Genomic DNA, 18,449 nt, shown 5'->3' with positions numbered 1-18,449 from the left:
TCCGCGACTCGGCTCGGATCACCCTGGTCGCACGCGGCCAGGAGTGCCGGGGGGTCGACGAGTTCGCAGCGGACGTCGCGAACGACGAGGTCGCGGCCGTCAGGGACCGCGAGACGGCAGCTGTCCGATAGGTTCCCGGCGTCGGATTGGTGGGAAGACCAGAGCGCGAACTGGTGCAGGTCCGGCAGATACGTGGCCTGAGTGGGCAGCGGACACTCCTCTTGGTACGGTGTACGGAGTTGTTACTCGGTACACCGTACGGGAAAGGCGTCACCGTGTCGACCGCAGATGATGCACGCACGCTGGTCCGACTGCTCTGGCGAGCCGAGGCCGGAGATGGCGGTCCGCGGCGGGGGCCGCGGCAGCGGGTATCGGTCGACGACATCGTGACGGCGGCGATCGACCTCGCGGACGAGCGCGGGATCGCTGCGGTCTCGATGCGCGCCCTGGCCGCCGAACTGGGCGTCGGGCCGATGAGTCTGTACACCTATGTGCCGACGCGTGATGTGCTGGTGGCGCTCATGATCGATCACGTGACGGCACGGACTCCGATGCCCGGGCCGGCGCCGACCGTCGTCGAGTCCCTGGCGGAAGTCGCGCGCGCACTGCGTGCCGAGTGTCTCGACCACCCATGGCTGCTGGCGGCCTCGCCGTGGCGCCAGGTGCTGGGCCCGCACCGCCTGGCCCGGTACGAGCGGCAGCTCGAACTGCTCGAGGCGACCGACATCTCGGATGTCCAGCGGGACAACATCATCGCACTGCTCGGTGCCTTCGTGACCGGCAACGCCCGCGAGGCGGTCGGGGAGCGGACGGCCGCCGAGGAATCCGGGATGAGCGACGCGCGATGGTGGGAGATCGTCGGTCCTGAACTCGCGGCGGTCATCCCCGATGGTGCGTACCCCCTGTCGGATCGGGTCGGCAGTGCGGTCGGAGAGATCCATCAGGCGCCCGGCGCCCCCGATGACGCCTTCGAATTCGGACTCGCCCGCGTGCTCGACGGGTTGCGGCCGTTGCTGGCCTGATGCCGGGGTGTTCGCGAGGAGCGGCCGTTGCGGGCCACCACCATCCCATGCGTTGTTGACAATGATTTTCATATCCATGTTCACTGTTCGGGTGTTTGCACAACGGACAAAACTGACCCGCTCTCTCGCGTTTCTCACCGCCGCGTCATTCGCGCTCGTCGCTTGCGGGAGCGAGGATTCGAGCGAATCCGCGCCCGCCTCCAGCTCGGCCGCGGCCGTCGAGCAGCAGAGCGCCACGCCGCGCCTCGCGCTCAGCTACGACGGCGGCATCCTGGTCCTCGACGCGGAGTCGTTGGAGCAGGTCGCCGACCTCCCGATCGACGGCTTCATCCGACTCAACAGCGCCGACAACGGCCGTAATGTGTTCGTCTCGGAGTCGGACGGGTTCCGGGTTCTCGACATGGGTACCTGGACGCGTCAACACGGCGACCATGGTCACTACTACACGACGACACCGGCCCTCACCGACATGACGTTCGGCGGTGAAGAGCCGGGACACGTTGTGCCGCACGACTCCCGGATCGCCCTCTTCACCGACGGCACGGGCCAGGTCGACATCGTCGAGCCCGCCGAGCTCCTGCGCGGGAACCCGGCGTCGACCTCGTTCACACTTCCTGAGCCGCACCACGGGGTCGCGGTGTTCCGTGAGGACGGCACGGTCGTCGTCACCGTCGGAAACGAGGACTCGCGCAGCGGGATTGCAATTCTCGACCCCGAGCGCAAGGAGATCGTGCGCAACGACCAGTGCCCGGGCGTGCACGGTGAGGCCGCCGGCGCCGACGGAGTCCTCGCTTTCGGTTGCGAGGACGGACTGCTCATCGTGAACGGGAACGACATCCGCAAGGTCGAGAGCCCCGACGAGTACGGCCGCATCGGCAACCAGGCCGGCAGCGAGGAGTCCCCGATCATCCTCGGCGACTACAAGTCCGATCCGGACGCCGAACTCGAACGGCCGACCCGGTTCTCGCTCACCGACACCCGCACCGGTCAGCTCCGGCTCGTCGACCTCGGCACCTCCTACAGCTTCCGGTCCATCGAGCGCGGTCCCGGCGGGTCCGCCGTGATCCTGGGAACCGACGGTGCCCTACACGTCTTCGACGCCGACACGGCGGCCAAGACCGCCACGATCCCCGCCATCGGCGCATGGACCGAACCCGACGAGTGGCAGTCCCCGATGCCGAACGTCGTGGTGCAGGAGGGCATCGCCTACGTCAGCGACCCGGCGGCCAAGAAGATCGTCGCCGTCGATCTGAACAAGAACGAGAAGGTCGGCGAGGCGGACCTGCCGCACGAGACCATCGAACTGGCGGCCGTCACCGGCTGATCCATCAACCCGAGGAGACCTCGTCTCGACGTCGTGACCCGCTGAGGGTCATCGCGCGAGACGGGGTCTCTCGTGTCTGCGGGGCCCTTCCAACGTGTCGCAGACGGATTTGTCAGACTGGTGGGCGTGATCAGGCTTGGGCTGACCGGTGGCATCGGGGCCGGCAAATCGACTGTGGCGAAGACGTTCGTCGAGCGGGGCGCGTACATCATCGACGCGGACAAAGTCGCCCGGGAGGTGGTCGAGCCGGGATCCGAGGGTCTGGCTGCGCTCGTCGAGGCGTTCGGTCCGGACATCCTGGCCGCCGACGGGAGTCTCGATCGTCCGGCTCTCGCGGCGAAGGCCTTCGTCGACGACGAGTCGAGGCTGACGCTCAACGGCATCACCCACCCGCTCATCGGGGCGCGGACTCAGGCCATGCTCGACGACGCACCGGCCGACGCGATTGTGGTGCAAGACATCCCGCTGCTGGTCGAGAACCACACGGCGCCGTTCTTCCATCTGGTCGTGATCGTGTTCGCCGAGGCCGACGTGCGGTTGCACCGGCTGACGACCATGCGGGGTGTCGCCGAGGCCGATGCCCGTGCCCGCATCGCCGCGCAGGCGACCGACGAGCAGCGTCGTGCCGTGGCCGACGTATGGCTGGACAACTCGGGCGCCCCCGAGGAACTGGCGGCATCGGCCGCCCGGGTCTGGGACGAGCGCCTCGTGCCGCTCGAGTTGAACGTCCGCGAGCGTCGCGTCGCCGAGTCGGTGCCCGGACTCGTGGCAGCAGAACCGAATCCCAATGGTCCGTCCGCGCGTCTGGTGAACCGATTGTGGGCGCTCGCCGGCGAACTGGCCACCGCGGTCGACATCGTCGACCCGGCGTCGGTCGAGTTGCGGGTGACCGCACGTGACGCCGGCGCCGCGGAGGGCTTGGCGGATCGTCTCGCCGACGGTGGATTCGCACCGGCCGGACCGGATCAGTACGGGTCCTGTGACCCGGGGCGGCCTGCCACGGTGCGGGTCGTCACACGCTGACCGGCGGTTGGCACAAAAACTGACTACAAACGTTACCAAAATCGGCACATGCCGCCCCGTCCGCTGCTAACTTGTGAGTCGCACGCCCCCGCGGTGGGGGTGGTCGCTGAGGACGAAGCCCAGGAGTGGAGCACAGCATGGTCGGTCGGGGAAGTCGGAGTCGCGCGCGGATTGCCAGTGGCGCAATAGCTTTTGGTGCAGTTGCGTGCGCAAGCGTGGCGCTGGCCGCGCCGGCGGAGGCGGCGTTGCAGGGCATTGCGGTGGACACTCTTCCGGGTTACGGCTCGTCGGCCAACGGCTCGTTCAACTACGGGGTGTACGGCGCGGGATGTTCCTACACGCTGTCGGTTCTCGTCAGCGATCCGCGTTCGGCGAAGTCGAATCTGAAGGTCACCCTGGTGGGCGCCGGGCGCACGGTCACGATCTACGACCAGAAGCCCACGAGTGTCGAGATCCGGCCCAAGTGGCGGCCGTCGACCCCGGGCCGCTACCTGCTGAAGGCGACCCTCGATGGAGTCGAGAAGTCGAGGGCGGTCACGGTGGGCACCGGCGTCCAGCTCCCGGACTTCATCCGTAACGGATCCTGTTTCGTGCTACCGACGTACTGATCTACCGGCCTCGCCGTGGCGACGGTGGTCGTGGTCGCGAAAGGCCACCGCGCCGCCCGCCGCGGCGTCGAGCCAGGCCTGTATGTCGTTGCCGTGTTCCGCCGCACCGACGAGTGCACGCGTGGCGATCTCGACGGCTTCGACGCTCTGCGCGGTGTCGAGCAGTCCGTCACGGTGGGCCTCGAGCAGCTCGTCGGTGTCGAGCAGCAGGGGAGGGGTGCCCGGCACGTCGACGAGATCGAGGTACCAGTCCTCGGCATGCCACCGGCCGTCGTCGTCGGGGCCGGCGAACCGGCCGACATCCAGGTACAGGCGCTGCCCTTCGCGGTAGCCGCCTTGGTAGTGGAAGATGTTGGCGCGCAACCCCAAAGCGGGTAGCAGCCATGACTCCAGGTGGTCGAATCTGGGGTGCCCGGGAGCGTGGCGCGACATGTACAGCCCGAAGTCGGTGACGCGATACTCCTCGACCTCCCGGACGAATCCCTTGTTGTCGGTGTTCGTCATCGCCGGGACGTCGAAGACCTCGCGTTTGGGCGGGTGCAGCGGGTGCGGTGCTGACCCGGGGTCGGCGGTGCGCCCGCCATCGCTCGTCATGCTTTGAATCTAGCCAGCCTCACCGACGATCTCAGGGTGAAAGCCCGAGTTCTCACCGATGCGTCCGACCGCCGGTCCGCGGGATGGTCGGAACATGAGGACTTTCGTCGCCGAACGGGGCCGTGCTGTGGCCCGCGAACGAATCACAGCGCGGCCGACCGTCAAGCGCGCACGGCACGTGCTGCTGTGGATACACGTGCTCTCGTCCGTCTGTTGGATGAGCCAGGCGCTCGCGATGGCGGTTCTGATGCTGAATCCCGGGGACGGGGGCGCGGTCGCCGCGCACGTCCTCGACACCACGGTCCTGGTGGTCTCGGCCAATGTGTCCGCGATGTCGGGATTCCTGTTGTCCGCCACGACGCCGTGGGGCTTCTTCCTCCACTGGTGGGTCCTCGTGAAGTTCGCGATCACGGTGAGCCAGCTCGTCGTCGGGATCGCGGTGCTCTCACCAGCTCTCGACTCGGCGGCGCGCGCCCGCGAAGTCGCGTCGGCCGGCCTGCTCGCGTCGACGGTCCTGATGGCCACGTTGATCGCGTTCCAGGGCTGGCTGTCGATCGCGAAACCGTGGTCGCGCGTGCCGCGCCGGACCCGCGGCAAGGCGCCGGTTCCGGGCCCGGCGGTCCGGGTCGCGGCGCCCGTCGCGCTCCTCGCCGACGTCGGAGTGTTCGTCGTCGTCGGCCAGCCGATCCCGCTGTGCTCGGCGGTCGTGCTCGTCGCCGCGCTCGTCGGACGCCGGTCCGCGGGAACATCGATGTCATAGGTCGCGTTTACCCTGGCACTATGGCTTTTGCAGCAGAACGACCCGTCATCGCGCACTCGGAGTTCCGGCCGGTCGGCGAGATCGAGCGGACCGATGCCCGCCTGCAGGTCGTCAGCGAGTACGAACCGGCCGGCGACCAGCCCGCCGCCATCGAAGACCTCACCCGCCGGATCAAGGCCGGGGAGAAGGACATCGTCCTCCTCGGCGCGACCGGCACCGGAAAGTCGGCGACCACGGCCTGGCTCATCGAACAGGTCCAGCGCCCGACGCTCGTGATGGCGCCGAACAAGACGCTCGCGGCGCAGCTCGCGAACGAACTGCGCGAGATGCTGCCCAACAACGCCGTCGAGTACTTCGTGTCGTACTACGACTACTACCAACCCGAGGCGTACATCGCGCAGACCGACACCTACATCGAGAAGGACTCGTCGATCAACGACGACGTCGAGCGCCTACGTCACTCGGCGACGTCGAGCCTGCTGTCGCGACGCGACGTGGTCGTCGTCGCCTCGGTGTCCTGCATCTACGGCCTCGGTACGCCGCAGTCCTATCTCGACCGGTCCGTCGAGATCGAGGTCGGGCAGGAGATCGATCGCGACGCCCTGCTGCGTCTGCTCGTCGACGTCCAGTACACGCGCAACGACATGTCGTTCACCCGCGGCAGCTTCCGGGTGCGCGGGGACACGGTCGAGATCATCCCGTCCTACGAGGAACTGGCTGTGCGCATCGAGTTCTTCGGCGACGAGGTCGAGTCGCTGTACTTCCTGCATCCGCTGACCGGTGACGTCGTGCGCCAGGTCGACTCGCTGCGCATCTTCCCGGCCACCCATTACGTCGCCGGGCCCGAGCGCATGGAGAAGGCGATGGCGAGCATCGAGCGCGAGCTCGAGGAGCGACTCGCCGAGCTGGAGGGCAAGGGCAAGCTGCTGGAGGCCCAGCGTCTGCGCATGCGCACCACCTATGACCTGGAGATGATGCGTCAGGTCGGGTTCTGCTCGGGCATCGAGAACTACTCGCGCCACATCGACGGGCGAGCCGCGGGGAGCGCGCCGGCCACGCTCATCGACTACTTCCCGGACGACTTCCTCCTCGTCATCGACGAGTCGCACGTGACGGTGCCCCAGATCGGCGGCATGTACGAGGGCGACATGTCGCGCAAGCGCAACCTCGTCGAGTACGGATTCCGGTTGCCTTCGGCGGTCGACAACCGACCGCTCACATGGGACGAGTTCGTCGACCGCATCGGACAGACCGTCTATCTGTCCGCGACTCCCGGGCCGTACGAACTGGGCCAGTCCAACGGCGAGTTCGTCGAACAGGTGATCCGTCCGACGGGACTCGTGGACCCGCAGGTCGTGGTGAAACCCACCAAGGGCCAGATCGACGATCTGGTCCATGAAATCCGTGAGCGAACCGATCGCGACGAGCGCGTCCTGGTGACCACCCTGACCAAGAAGATGGCCGAGGATCTCACCGATTACCTGCTCGAACTCGGTATCCGCGTCCGGTACCTGCACTCGGAGGTCGACACCCTGCGTCGTGTCGAACTGCTCCGCCAGCTGCGGTCCGGTGATTACGACGTTCTGGTCGGCATCAACCTGCTCCGCGAGGGTCTCGACCTGCCCGAGGTCTCGCTCGTCGCGATTCTCGACGCCGACAAGGAGGGCTTCCTGCGGAGCACCACGTCGCTCATCCAGACGATCGGTCGCGCGGCCCGCAACGTGTCCGGCGAGGTCCACATGTATGCGGACAAGATCACCGATTCGATGCGCAACGCCATCGACGAGACCGAGCGGCGTCGCGAGAAGCAGATCGCGTACAACAAGGCGAACGGCATCGATCCGAAGCCGCTGCGCAAGAAGATCGCCGACATCCTGGACCAGGTCTACAAGGAAGCCGAGGACGAGGCCGTGGCGGTCGGCGGTTCCGGACGCAACTCCAGCCGCGGACGCCGCGCACAGGGTGAGGTGTCGAAGGCCGGTAGTTCGGGGGTCATCGAGAAGCGTGACGTGTCGATGATGCCCCGCGCCGAGCTCGCCGACCTCGTGTCCCAACTCACCGACCAGATGATGAGTGCCGCTCGGGATCTGCAGTTCGAACTCGCCGGACGACTCCGCGACGAGATCGCCGACCTGAAAAAGGAGATGCGAGGGATGGACGCGGCCGGGATCAAGTGACGTCTGTTCGGGGTGGCAGCGTCGGGTTCACGATGTGCCGATCACCACGAACGGGGGACAGACGTGCCCGTGGCACACTAATGTCCCCGTGCAGGACCCCTGCATTGTGGGTATACGCGATGACGCCTCGCTGATGGGCAGCGAGGCGAATTCATGTCGAGAGGTTGGGATGAGCTCTTACGAAACCGTCGTCGTCGGAACGGACGGCTCCGAGTCGTCGATGAAGGCTGTGGAGCGTGCGGGTGCACTCGCGGGCGACGCTCAGTTGGTGATCGCGTGCGCGTACTTCCCGAACGAGCGCGGAGCCGGCGACGCCGCGGATGTCCTGAAAGACGAGGCGTACCAGGTCACCGGATCGACGCCGACCGAGGAGATCCTGCGAACCGCGAAGGAACGGGCCACCAAGGCCGGTGCGTCGAACGTGGTGCAGCGCCCGGTCAAGGGTGCTCCGGTCGACGCGCTCCTGCAGTTGGTGAGCGACGTCAAGGCCGATCTTCTCGTCGTGGGCAATCGCGGCCTGAATTCGATCGCCGGGCGGCTCCTCGGATCGGTCCCCGCCGATGTGGCCCGCAAGTCGGCGTGCGACGTGCTGATCGTCCACACCACCGGATAGTCGGCGAAGGGTTTCCCACCGGTGCGTTCGCACCGATGGGGTCCCGCTCAGATGTCCCCGTCTCCGCGGACGGCCGGAAATGCTCCGGCACGTCCGAGGAGTGCGGGGACATTCTTGTCGAGGGCCCGGCCCAGCCACGCGGCGGCGTCGATCAGCCCCTGCACGTCGACACCCGTGCTGACCTCGGACCGATCGAGTGCGTAGACGAGATCCTCGGACGCGATGTTGCCGGTCGCCGCGGGAGCGAACGGACACCCACCGAATCCGCCGACACTGGCGTCGATGGCGCCGGCCCCCGAATCGAGCGCGGTGAGAGCATTCGCGTAACCGGTGTTCCGCGTGTTGTGGAAATGCCAGCGCTGTGGAATACCGGGCGCACGCTCCGCCGTGCGGGCGGCGAGATCGCGGACCTGCGCCGGAACCCCGACGCCGATCGTGTCGGCGAGAGCGATCTCGTCCGGGGCGGCCTGATCGGTCAACCGCGCCACGATGTCGGAGATCCGGCGAGGGTCGACCTCGCCCGTGAACGGGCAGCCGAACGCGACCGCGATGGTCACCGTCGTCGCGAGGCCGGCCGCGCGCGCGTCGCGCACCACATCGACGGCCGCCGAAATGGTGTCCTCGACGCTGCAGCCCTGATTACGGTGGCTGAACGCCTCGGTGGCCACGACGACCGCGTTCACCTCGTCGACCGCGGAGGCGAGAGCGCGGTCGAGACCACGACGATTCAGGACGAGACCGATATAGGAGACACCGTCCACGCGGGGCACCCCGGCCATGACCTCCTCGGCGCCGGCCATCTGCGGTACGCGTTTGGGGTTCACGAAACTCACCGCCTCGATCCGGCGCACGCCGGCGTCGACGGCCCGGGCGATGAACTCGATCTTCTCCTCGACGGAGAGCAGGGTCTGCTCGTTCTGCAACCCGTCCCGCGGGCCCACCTCGATCAACTGCACGTCTGACACCAGTCCGATCTTGCCTTGTCCGGCGCTGCGACTCCATCGATCGAGGCCCGCTCGCTTCGCTCCCGGCGCCGGTGCCCATTCGGCCTGCTCGCTTCGCTCCCGGCGCCGGTGTTCATTCGGCCTGCTCGCTTCGCTCCCGGCGCCGGTGTTCATTCGGCCCGCTCGCTTCGCTCCCGGCGCCGAGCGAAGCCATGTCCGAGATGCCGTTCTGTCCCGGTGTCGGTCGAACGACCGAATCCTACGGTCCCGGAACCACGCCAGACGGTACGAAAGTGACCAGTGTGGCTCCATCGCACTCGGGTGATCCCATCTGTCACACAAGTTTTCGAAGTCGTCTGATCGTCGGGAACGGCCGATCGTGCGGGATGTATCACTTTCCAAAGCGGATGCGATGTACCGCGTATGATTTGTTGCTGTTCGACGATCGCTGCGGGGGGACGCGGGGGCGTCATCGTCGAGCGACCCAACCGCCGAAACCGACGTCGGACGACGCATGGATGACACTGTGTCCCACCGAGATGGGACTGGGGGAGACTGGCGCCCGGGGGCACCCCGCGCGCCTCGAGGGGCGGATCTACTGGATCTGACCGCGGCCCAACGCGCCATGTGGTTTGCCGAGAACCTGGTCGACGACCACTCGGTCACCGTCGCGCACTACCTCGACATCGTCGACGACGGACGCCCGTTCGATCGGGAGCTGTTCCGTCGGGGAGTGCTGGAGGCGGCACGCGACCTGCAGACGGCGTACACGCGCGTGGTCGAGGTCGACGGCACGCCTCGGCAGTACATCGACTTCTCCGTTCCGTTCGACGTGATCGACGTCGATCTGCGGACGCACCCGGATCCCGAATCGGCAGCCGCCGACTGGATGCGCGCCGACCATCAGCGGTCGGTGGACCTGCTGGCCGATCCGGTCGCCGTCGCGGCCTTCATCCGGATCGCCGACGACCGGACGTACTGGTACATGCGCGGTCACCACATCGCGTTCGATGGATACGGCGCACTGATGTGCCTGCACGAAGCGGTGGCGCGCTACAACGAGCACCGCGCGCCGAGTTCTGCGGCGGAGGTCGCTGCCACGGTCCCGCCGCGAACCGGACGCCGACCGGTCCGCCGCGCCAGCATCGCCGAGGTGGTCGCCGACGACGCCGCCTACCGGCAGAGCACGCGGTTCGAGAAAGACCGCGAATTCTGGCAGGAACGCGCCGCCGGGCTCCCCGAGCGGGTCAGCCTCGCGGCACACCCGGCCACCGCCGGCGTCCGCAACGAGACCGTCGTCTCCGCCGGGCTGCTCGGTCCCGAACTGGATGAGGCACTGCGTCGGTGCGCCCGGGACCTCGACGCCTCGGTTGCCGCCATCCTCACCGCCGCGTTCGCCGCGTTCCTCGCGCGCATGTCCGGCAGCGACGACATCGTCCTCAGTCTGCCGGTCACCGCACGGACGACGGCGCGCGTCCGGCACTCGGCCGGGATGGTCTCCAACATGTTGCCGCTGCGCGTGGACGGAATCTCCTCGGCGACGTGCGCCGACGTCGTCACGGCGGTCAGCGCGGAGATCACCGCGGGTCTGCGCCATCAGCGGTATCGATCCGAGGACATCAGGGCGGCAGCCGGTTTCGGTGATGCCCGCGGTACGTCGTTCGGACCATTGGTCAACCTGTTGCTGTTCGACAAGCCGATTGTCATCGACGGCGCCCGCGTGCGCTATCACATGCTGTCCGCCGGTCTGGTCGAAGACCTGGTGATGAACGTCTTCGCGGCCGGCCCGGAGGCCCCGCTGGAAGTGGGTCTGCACGCGAACCCCACGCTGTACGGGTCGGCGGAACTCGAGGCGCACCGCGATCGCCTGCTCAACGTGCTCACACAGTTCGTCGCGCACCCCAACCGGCCGGTCACCGACCTCGACCTGCTGATGGCCGGGGAGTCGGCAACCCTGGAAGACCTCGGTTCCGGCGGGCCGGCCGTCGGCGTGGTCGGTGAGCACGTGCTGGCCGCCTTCGATCGCCAGGTCGAGTCGACGCCGGATGCGCCCGCGGTGACGTTCGGCGACACCACCCTCACCTACCGCGACTTCGCGCGTGCCTGCGACACATTCGCGGACCGGTTCACGAGTCTGGGCGCCCGGCGCGGCGATCGCATCGTCGTGGCACTGGACCGCTCGATCGAGCAGGTGTGCGCCGTGTATGCCGCGATCGGGCTGGGTGCGGCCTACGTGCCGGTCGATCCGGCCGAACCGGACGAGCGGCGACAGGCGATCATCGCCGCGGTCGAACCCGCACTGGTCGTCGACGCACACTTCGTCGCCGGTCTCGACTCCCCGCGTCGAGGTCCGACGGCATGGCCGCATCGGGAGACCCGGGTTCCGACTGATCTGGCCGCCTACGTCATCTTCACTTCGGGATCGACCGGGACGCCCAAAGGTGTCGAGATCGGTCATCGGGCGATCGAGCAACGCCTCGGGTGGATGCAGCACGGTCACCCGATCGCCGCGGGGGACGGCGTGCTGTACAAGACGCCGGCGACCTTCGACGTGTCGGTCTGGGAGTTGCTGTGGCCGTTGCGCGTCGGGGCGCGGATGGTGATCGCGATGCCCGGCGGACACCGCGATCCCGCGTACCTACGCGACCTCATCGCGCGCTCCGGCGTCACCGTCCTGCATTTCGTACCGTCCATGCTCGATGCCTATCTCGACGTGGTGCTCGGACCGGACCCCGGTGGTTCGACGACTCAGTCCGTCGACGACTTCGGCGGAACCGACACGGTGGCGCACGAACGGCTCTCCCTACCCGATCACGTGCGATGGGTGTTCACGTCGGGCGAGGCGCTGCCGGCCCGGCTCGCCCGGCGCGTACGGTCGACCACCCGTGCCGGACTGGTGAATCTGTACGGGCCGACCGAGGCGGCGATCGACGTGACCGCCCAGCGGGTCACGACGGATGGTCCGGTCGTTCCGATCGGACACCCGGTACCGGGGACCGAGGTGCGGGTCCTCGACGGCCGACTACGTCCGGTTCCGGTCGGGGTCGCCGGCGAGTTGTATCTGGTGGGGCCGCAGCTGGCATCGTGCTACGTCGGTGCGCCGGGACTGACATCGGGCAGGTTCACGGCCGATCCGCGGGGGGACGTGGGTGCCCGGATGTACCGCACCGGGGATCTGGTCCGATGGACTGCCGACGGTGAACTGGAGTATCTGGGACGAACCGATCAGCAGATCAAGATCCGGGGTCAGCGCGTGGAACCCGGCGAGGTGGAGGCGGTGATCGCCGCGATCCCGGGCGTCGACGCGGTAGCGGTCGTCGCCCGCCGCGATCTCGGGCCCGCACCCGTTCTCGTCGCCTACCTCCGTGCTCGCCGGGATGGGTCCGTGCCCGACTCCCGCGCCGATCGTGATGCCGGTGACACCCGGCAACTGCTCGACGCCGACGCTGTGCGCGCGCACTGCCGACGGCGACTCCCCGGACACATGGTTCCGCCTGGGATCGTCTTCCTCGACGCGTTTCCCACCACCCGGTCGGGCAAGCTGGACACACGCGCGCTGCCGGTTCCCGTACTCGGCTCCGCCGCAACGAGTTTCCGGACGCCGCAGACCCCGGTCGAGCGGGCGATCGTGTCGCTGGTGGAGGAGGCGTTGGACCGTGAGGGGGTCAGCGTCTCGGACAATCTCTTCGCTTTGGGTGCGGATTCGTTGCTCGCCGCCCGGATGGTGGCCCGCGCACGTGTCGACCACGGGCTGGGGATCGCCCTGACCGACGTCTTCGACGCGGTCGACCTCGCCGATCTCGCGTCACGCGCCGTGGTCGTCCCGCAGTCCGACAGGTCCGCCCCGACCCGGTCGCAACCACCACGTCCGGCGCGAATCCCGCTGTCGCAGGCGCAGACCCGGTTGTGGTTCATCAACAGGATGTCGCCGGCCGAGTCGACCTATAACATGGCGGGCGCGCTGCGCCTGGCGCACGCGCTGGACGCCGATGCCATGCACCGGGCGGTCCGGGATGTCGTGGACCGGCACGAGATCCTGCGCACGGTGTTCCCGGTCGTCGACGGCGAACCCGAGCAGCGAATCCTGGACTCGCGCACGGCTGCCGATCTTCTTGCCGGCGGGACACACGTTGAGCTCGTCGCCGGGAGCGCAGCGAGCGGGACACATGTCACTGTCGCCGGGAGCGCAGCGAGCGGGACACATGTCACTGTCGCCGGGAGCGCAGCGAGCGGGACACATGTCACCGACGCCGGAGACGATGTGGACGTGGCGATCTCCGCCATCACCGACGTGGGCTTCGATCTGGCCGAGGAGATCCCATTCCGGTACCGCCTGGTGACCGGACATCCGGATGGCGACATCGTCGTGCTGGTCCTTCATCACATCGCGGCCGACGGGCACTCGCTCCGGCCGCTGCTGCGAGATCTGATGACCGCGTACGACAGTCGACGCGCGGGTGCGGAACCGGATCTCTCACCGTTGCCGATGCAGTACGCCGATGTCGCCGTCGAGCGCGCCGAGACGCTCGGAACGCCGGATGCGCCGTCGTCGGTTCTGGTCGAGGGCCTGGAGTTCTGGCGGGCGGAGTTGCGCGGCGCGCCGGATCTGCTGCAGTTGCCCACCGATCGGCCGCGTCCGCGGGTGATGTCGAGTAGCGGAGCGCATGTGGACACCGTGCTCGGGACGGGCCTGACCGCGGGGATCCGGCAGCTCGCGAGATCGTTGGCGGTCACCCCGTTCGCGGTGTTCCAGTCCGCCCTGGCGATCACCTTGGGTCGGCTGGCCGCCACCGACGACGTGAGTATCGGGACCGCGGTCGCCGGCCGCGACGATCCGGCGCTCGCCGACCTCGTCGGCATGTTCGTCAACACCGTCGTGCTGCGAACGACCCTGCAACCCGGGGACACCGTCGCCGACTTCGTCACCGCCGCGCATCGCCGCTGCGCGCGCGCGATGAGCCGCGCCGACGTCCCGTTCGAACGGGTCGTGGACGCTGTCGCGCCACAACGGTCGCCGTCGCACTCGCCGCTGTTCCAGGTCGCGCTGACGGTTCAACCCGATCAGTTGGCCGAGCTCGCCCGATGGGCCGGGTCCGCAGAGGTCCTCGATGCCCGGGTACCGTCCGCGAAGTACGACGTGACCGTGTCGGTCACCGACCGCACCGACCGTTACGACGTCGAATTCGCCTATGCAACCGATCTTTTCGACGACGCTACGGTGCGTGACATGGCGCGGCGGCTGGAGTTCGTCCTGGAGCAGATGGTGCACGAGTCGTCGCGGAGCATCGGTGCGATCGACCTGCTCCGCCCGGACGAGATGCGTACCCTGGCGGCGCCGGCCCGGGGATCGCGTCCCGAGCAGACCCTCGCAACCCTGCTGACGCGCGGTCTCGCGAGCGCCGACCCCGGCGCCCCTGCCCTGCTCGGGGAGAGCGCGGTCCGCTGGTCCGAGGTGACAACCACGACCAATCAGATCGCCCGCGTCCTGATCGAACGCGGCATCGGCCCAGGCGACGTCGTCGCGGTGAGCATCCCGCGCTCGCCCCGGTCGGTCCTGGCCGTACTGGGCGTGGCCATGAGCGGCGCCGCCTTCGTGATGATCGACTCCCGTCTGCCCGCCGCCCGCCGTTCGGCGATGCTCGCCGACAGCGGTGCGGTTCTGGTCATCACGGCGGATCCCGTCACCACGGACGGCGCCGGGTCCTCGGTGACCCGATCCACGGTCGCGGAGCTGGTTCTCGATGACCTCGAGGTGGATCTGGGCATCGCCGGACGGCCGACGCACCGGGTGGCCGACGCCGAGCGGGTACGGCCGATCGCCCTCGACGACGCGGCCTATCTCCAATTCACCTCCGGGTCCACCGGCCGGCCCAAGGCCGTCACGGTGACCAACGCCGGGTTCGCCGAACTGGTCGGCGAGCAGCAGCATCGCTTGGGCGCGGGCCCGGACTCGCGCATACTCCACGTCGCCGCACCGGGATTCGATGTTGCGGTCTGGGAGATCGTGTTCGCGGTGTGTTCGGGCGCCCAGCTGGCGATCAGCCCACCCGAGGTGTTCGCCGGTCCCGAGCTGGCGACCATCATCGCCCGTCACCGGGTCACCCACACGATCATGACGCCCACCGCGCTCGCCACTCTCGATCCTGCGGCGGTGCCCGAACTCTCGGTCGTGATGGTGGCGGGCGAGGCCTGCCCTCCGGAGTTGGTCGCGAGGTGGCACGCGGCGGGCCGCCCGCTGCTCAATCTCTACGGTCCCAGCGAGACCACGATCTGGGCCACCGCCTCCGCGCCCCTCCGGCCCGCGGAACCGGTCACTATCGGTGGGCCGATCGCCGGAGTCGGCGTCCGGGTCCTCGACGCCTGCCTGCGTCCGGTGCCGGACGGTGTCCTGGGTGAGCTGTACCTGTCGGGACGGGCACTCGGGCGCGGCTACCACGGTCGTCCCGGACTGACGGCGGGCCGGTTCGTCGCCGATCCGTTCGAGACCGGGGGGCGGATGTACCGCACCGGTGACCTCGTCACGCGCACACCGTCCGGCGACATCGTCTACCACGGGCGCAACGACTTCCAGATCAAGATCCGCGGCATGCGGGTCGAACCCGGCGAGGTCGACGGCGTGCTCGCAAGCCATCCCGATGTGGACATCGCGGTCACCGTCGGGACGTCGACACCGGCTGGGGACACGGTGCTGGTGTCGTATGTGACCGCCCCTGCCGACCGGGTCCCCGCACCCGAGCACATCCTCGACCACGCCGCCGCCCGTCTCCCGTCGCACCTCGTGCCGCACACCGTGGTGGTGCTCGACGAGTTGCCGATGACCCGGACCGGCAAGGTCGACCGCCGCGCCCTGCCCGCGGTGGAGATCTCGCCCGCACGTGAATATGTCGGCCCCCGCAGCCGGCTCGAGGGCGTCGTGGCCCAGATCTTCGCCGACGTGCTCGGTCTGCGGGAGGTCAGCGTGTGCGACGGGTTCTTCGAACTCGGCGGGAGCTCGCTGTCGGCGACCAAGGTCGCCTATCGCGTCGAACAGCACGTCGGACGCCGCGTGCCGATGTCGCTGCTCTTCGAGAACCCGACCGTCGCGGACTTCGTGGCGGCGGTGGCGACGGCCGACCGGGCGGTCTCGGGACGCATGCTGACGCCGCGCGAACGCACTCATCTCGTCGACCTCACTGGGGTGCAGCGCGGCCTGTGGTCGATCAACCAGACCGATCCGGCCTCGCCCGCCTACAACGTCGGCCTGACCCTGGAACTCGACGGCCGGCTCGACGTCCCGGCCCTCACGGGCGCGGTGGGTGACCTCGTCGCGCGGCACGAGTCGCTGCGCACCCGTTACCCGCTGCACGACGGCACACCGGTGCAACTCATCATCCCCGCTGCGGATGCGGTGCACGCGTTGCGGATTCCGCTCGTCGATCTCGCCGGTGACCGGCCCGACATGCCCGCCGAGGACCGGTTGGGCGCCGAGGTCGCGGCTGTCGTCGGAGCTGGTTTCGACCTGACCGGCCCCCCGGCGGTACGCGCGACGATCCTGCGCGTGAGCCCGGACCGGCACTTGCTGGTGTTCGTCGTCCACCACATCAACGCCGACGGTGGGTCGCTCGGCCCGCTGGCCCGCGACCTCGCCGAGTTCTACTCCGCCCGCATCTCGGGGCGAGCCGGATCGAGAAGTGCGGTGGGGCAGCGCGTGCAGTTCGCCGACTATGCGATCTGGCACGCCGAGCGCCTGCAGACCACGCGGCCCGACGGGGAGACGGAACGGCAGCGTCAACTGCGGTACTGGGGGCAGCGTCTGGATCGGGCGGGGGAGCCGGCGACGATCCCGACCGACCGGCCCCGGCCCGTGGAGCCCCGCCATGTGGGCGGAGTGGTCGATCTCGACATCCCGTCGTCGACCGCGACGATGCTCCGTCAGATGGCGCGGGTGGGCAACACGACGCAGTTCGCCGTCCTGCACGCGGCGCTCGCGGTCCTGATCGGGCGGTTGTCGGGAAGCGACGACATCGTCATCGGCACACCGTTCGCCGGTCGTGATGATCCCGCCCTGACCGACATGGTGGGGATGCTCGCGACCACGGTGCCCCTGCGTACGCGGCTTCGCCTCGACGAGCCGTTCGCGGAGCTCTTGCGACGGGTGCACACCGATGATTTCGCCGACCTGGGTCACACCGACGTGTCCTTCGACGAGATCGTCGATCATCTCGCCCGGACCGACCGTGCGTCGGTCCGCCGCGGACGCCGCAACCCGTTGTTCTCGGTGATGCTTTCGTACCAGAATCTCGAGTTCCCGGACATCGAACTCGACGGGCTCCATGTCCGGCCGCGTCTGCCCGAGTCCTTTCCCGCCAAGGTGGACCTCGAGGTCATGCTCTACCCGGGCGACCCCGACGGCGTCGACCGGAACGGCGCGCTGGGCGGGCAGATCGCCTTCGACACCGATCTCTTCGACCCCGGCACGGTGGCCCTGTTCGCCGAGAGGTTCCGAAATCTGTTGGCCGACATCGTGTCACGGCCGGATACTGCGATCGGGGATCTCGCCGTCTGGGCGGAGCAGAACGCGCCGCAAGCGGGCGGGAACGATGCCGTCCGGCCGCTGCACGAGCTGGTGTCGGAGGTCGCGGCCGTCGCGCCCGACACGGTCATCGGCGTCGCGGGGGCGCCACAGGTGACCTTCGCCGATCTCGAGGCAACCGCGGTCGCGATGTCGATGTCGATTCCCGACGAAGACCCGGCGGAGGCGTTGACGATCGCCGTGGCGACGCTCCTCGCCGACGCCGACCGGTCCATCGACGAGGTCTTCGGCAGCGTGCGAACCGCCGCCGATGCCGTCGTGCACGGCCACACGGGCGCCGGATCGGGCGCGGTTGAGCGAAATCGAGTGGAACCCGCGTGACGTCGGACACCTCGATTCCCCGCACCTCGACGGGGCATGCCCAGCCGTCGCTGCGCCGCCCGTCCGCGATTCGGCTGCTGGCGCTCGCCGCCGCCCATGCCGGCGACGACGAGGCGATGTCCGGGGCGGCCGGCCCGGTGACCTTCCGTGCTCTGCACCGCCGGGTCTCGGCCTCGGCGATCACCCTGGCGGAGCGGGGCGTCGCGCCCGACGCCGCCCTCCGCGCAACGGTGACGGCGCTGATGCCGCGCGCGGGGCTGAGCGGATCGCAACTCGCAACCGCCGCGGCCGGAATCGTCGATGAACTCGACCGGCGGATCACCGAGATCCTGGGCCTCGGTGACCGCGAGTCGCTGCCGGGGCTCTTTCGGATCGCCGCACGACGACGTGCCGACGCCGTCGCTCTCGCCGACCTCGACGGGGCGTCGCTCACCTACCGGGAACTCGACGAGCGCTCCGAACGGATGGCGCACGCCCTCGTCGATCGTGGT

General features: G+C 68.8%; 11 protein-coding genes (1 of these 11 running past the window's edge). 9 read left to right on the top strand and 2 right to left on the bottom strand.

The features are described 5' to 3' along the window. Window positions 1-275 precede the first annotated feature (275 nt). From LEL84_RS05105 to LEL84_RS05090, 4 genes are all read left to right on the top strand, one after another. Window positions 276-1,022, top strand: a complete 747-nt coding sequence (locus LEL84_RS05105) for a TetR/AcrR family transcriptional regulator (protein WP_226513483.1) — start codon at window positions 276-278, stop codon at window positions 1,020-1,022. A gap of 76 nt (window positions 1,023-1,098) precedes the next feature. Next, window positions 1,099-2,346, top strand: a complete 1,248-nt coding sequence (gene aztD / locus LEL84_RS05100; protein WP_413466940.1) for a zinc metallochaperone AztD — start codon at window positions 1,099-1,101, stop codon at window positions 2,344-2,346. 126 nt (window positions 2,347-2,472) lie between these two features. Next, window positions 2,473-3,369 (top strand): dephospho-CoA kinase, encoded by an 897-nt coding sequence (gene coaE / locus LEL84_RS05095; RefSeq protein WP_226513482.1) that lies wholly within the window; start codon window positions 2,473-2,475, stop codon window positions 3,367-3,369. A gap of 137 nt (window positions 3,370-3,506) precedes the next feature. Further along, entirely contained in the window at window positions 3,507-3,977 is a 471-nt protein-coding gene (locus tag LEL84_RS05090; RefSeq protein WP_065632416.1) for a hypothetical protein, read from the top strand. Here the strand turns inward: LEL84_RS05090 and LEL84_RS05085 are convergent. Beyond that, on the bottom strand, window positions 3,963-4,571 hold the full coding sequence (locus LEL84_RS05085) for a DUF402 domain-containing protein (RefSeq protein WP_226513481.1): 609 nt from the start codon (window positions 4,569-4,571) through the stop codon (window positions 3,963-3,965). The genes LEL84_RS05090 and LEL84_RS05085 overlap by 15 nt on opposite strands. Before the next feature lie 94 nt (window positions 4,572-4,665). On the opposite strand from LEL84_RS05085, the gene LEL84_RS05080 reads away from it, so the two are divergent. From LEL84_RS05080 to LEL84_RS05070, 3 genes are all read left to right on the top strand, one after another. Beyond that, window positions 4,666-5,331 carry a hypothetical protein gene (locus LEL84_RS05080; protein WP_226513480.1) on the top strand — a complete coding sequence of 222 codons (666 nt, stop codon included), beginning with the start codon at window positions 4,666-4,668 and terminating at the stop codon, window positions 5,329-5,331. 20 nt (window positions 5,332-5,351) lie between these two features. Beyond that, on the top strand, window positions 5,352-7,508 hold the full coding sequence (gene uvrB, locus LEL84_RS05075; protein ID WP_058251857.1) for an excinuclease ABC subunit UvrB: 2,157 nt from the start codon (window positions 5,352-5,354) through the stop codon (window positions 7,506-7,508). 169 nt (window positions 7,509-7,677) lie between these two features. Further along, complete coding sequence (locus LEL84_RS05070) at window positions 7,678-8,121, top strand: universal stress protein (protein ID WP_058251858.1); 444 nt, start codon at window positions 7,678-7,680, stop codon at window positions 8,119-8,121. A 47-nt stretch (window positions 8,122-8,168) separates the two neighbouring features. On the opposite strand, the gene LEL84_RS05065 is transcribed toward LEL84_RS05070, so the two are convergent. Beyond that, a complete protein-coding gene (locus LEL84_RS05065) occupies window positions 8,169-9,086 on the bottom strand; it encodes a hydroxymethylglutaryl-CoA lyase (protein WP_226513479.1) in 918 nt (305 codons plus the stop codon). A 604-nt stretch (window positions 9,087-9,690) separates the two neighbouring features. Between LEL84_RS05065 and LEL84_RS05060 the strand changes: the two genes are divergently transcribed. Together LEL84_RS05060 and LEL84_RS05055 are read left to right on the top strand one after the other, a co-directional pair. Then, a complete protein-coding gene (locus LEL84_RS05060) occupies window positions 9,691-17,958 on the top strand; it encodes an amino acid adenylation domain-containing protein (protein ID WP_413466939.1) in 8,268 nt (2,755 codons plus the stop codon). Beyond that, window positions 17,955-18,449 carry the 5' portion of a non-ribosomal peptide synthase/polyketide synthase gene (locus tag LEL84_RS05055; RefSeq protein WP_226513477.1) on the top strand. Its footprint extends 25,947 nt past the window's final position, so the window shows 495 of its 26,442 coding nt (coding positions 1-495); its start codon is at window positions 17,955-17,957; its stop codon lies beyond the right edge, outside the window. Before LEL84_RS05060 ends, LEL84_RS05055 begins: the two co-directional genes overlap by 4 nt.

Source organism: Gordonia sp. WA4-43, assembly GCF_020520305.1.
Taxonomy (GTDB): Bacteria; Actinomycetota; Actinomycetes; order Mycobacteriales; family Mycobacteriaceae; genus Gordonia; species Gordonia hongkongensis.
This window is presented reverse-complemented; position numbering and strand designations above follow the sequence as displayed.

Excerpts from the sequence above, each read along its gene's own strand:
- aztD (WP_413466940.1), top strand. The coding sequence starts at position 1,099 with ATGTTCACTGTTCGGGTGTTTGCACAACGGACAAAACTGACCCGCTCT.
- LEL84_RS05090 (WP_065632416.1), top strand. The coding sequence starts at position 3,507 with ATGGTCGGTCGGGGAAGTCGGAGTCGCGCGCGGATTGCCAGTGGCGCA.
- LEL84_RS05085 (WP_226513481.1), bottom strand. The coding sequence starts at position 4,571 with ATGACGAGCGATGGCGGGCGCACCGCCGACCCCGGGTCAGCACCGCAC.
- LEL84_RS05080 (WP_226513480.1), top strand. The coding sequence starts at position 4,666 with ATGAGGACTTTCGTCGCCGAACGGGGCCGTGCTGTGGCCCGCGAACGA.
- uvrB (WP_058251857.1), top strand. The coding sequence starts at position 5,352 with ATGGCTTTTGCAGCAGAACGACCCGTCATCGCGCACTCGGAGTTCCGG.
- LEL84_RS05070 (WP_058251858.1), top strand. The coding sequence starts at position 7,678 with ATGAGCTCTTACGAAACCGTCGTCGTCGGAACGGACGGCTCCGAGTCG.
- LEL84_RS05060 (WP_413466939.1), top strand. The coding sequence starts at position 9,691 with ATGTGGTTTGCCGAGAACCTGGTCGACGACCACTCGGTCACCGTCGCG.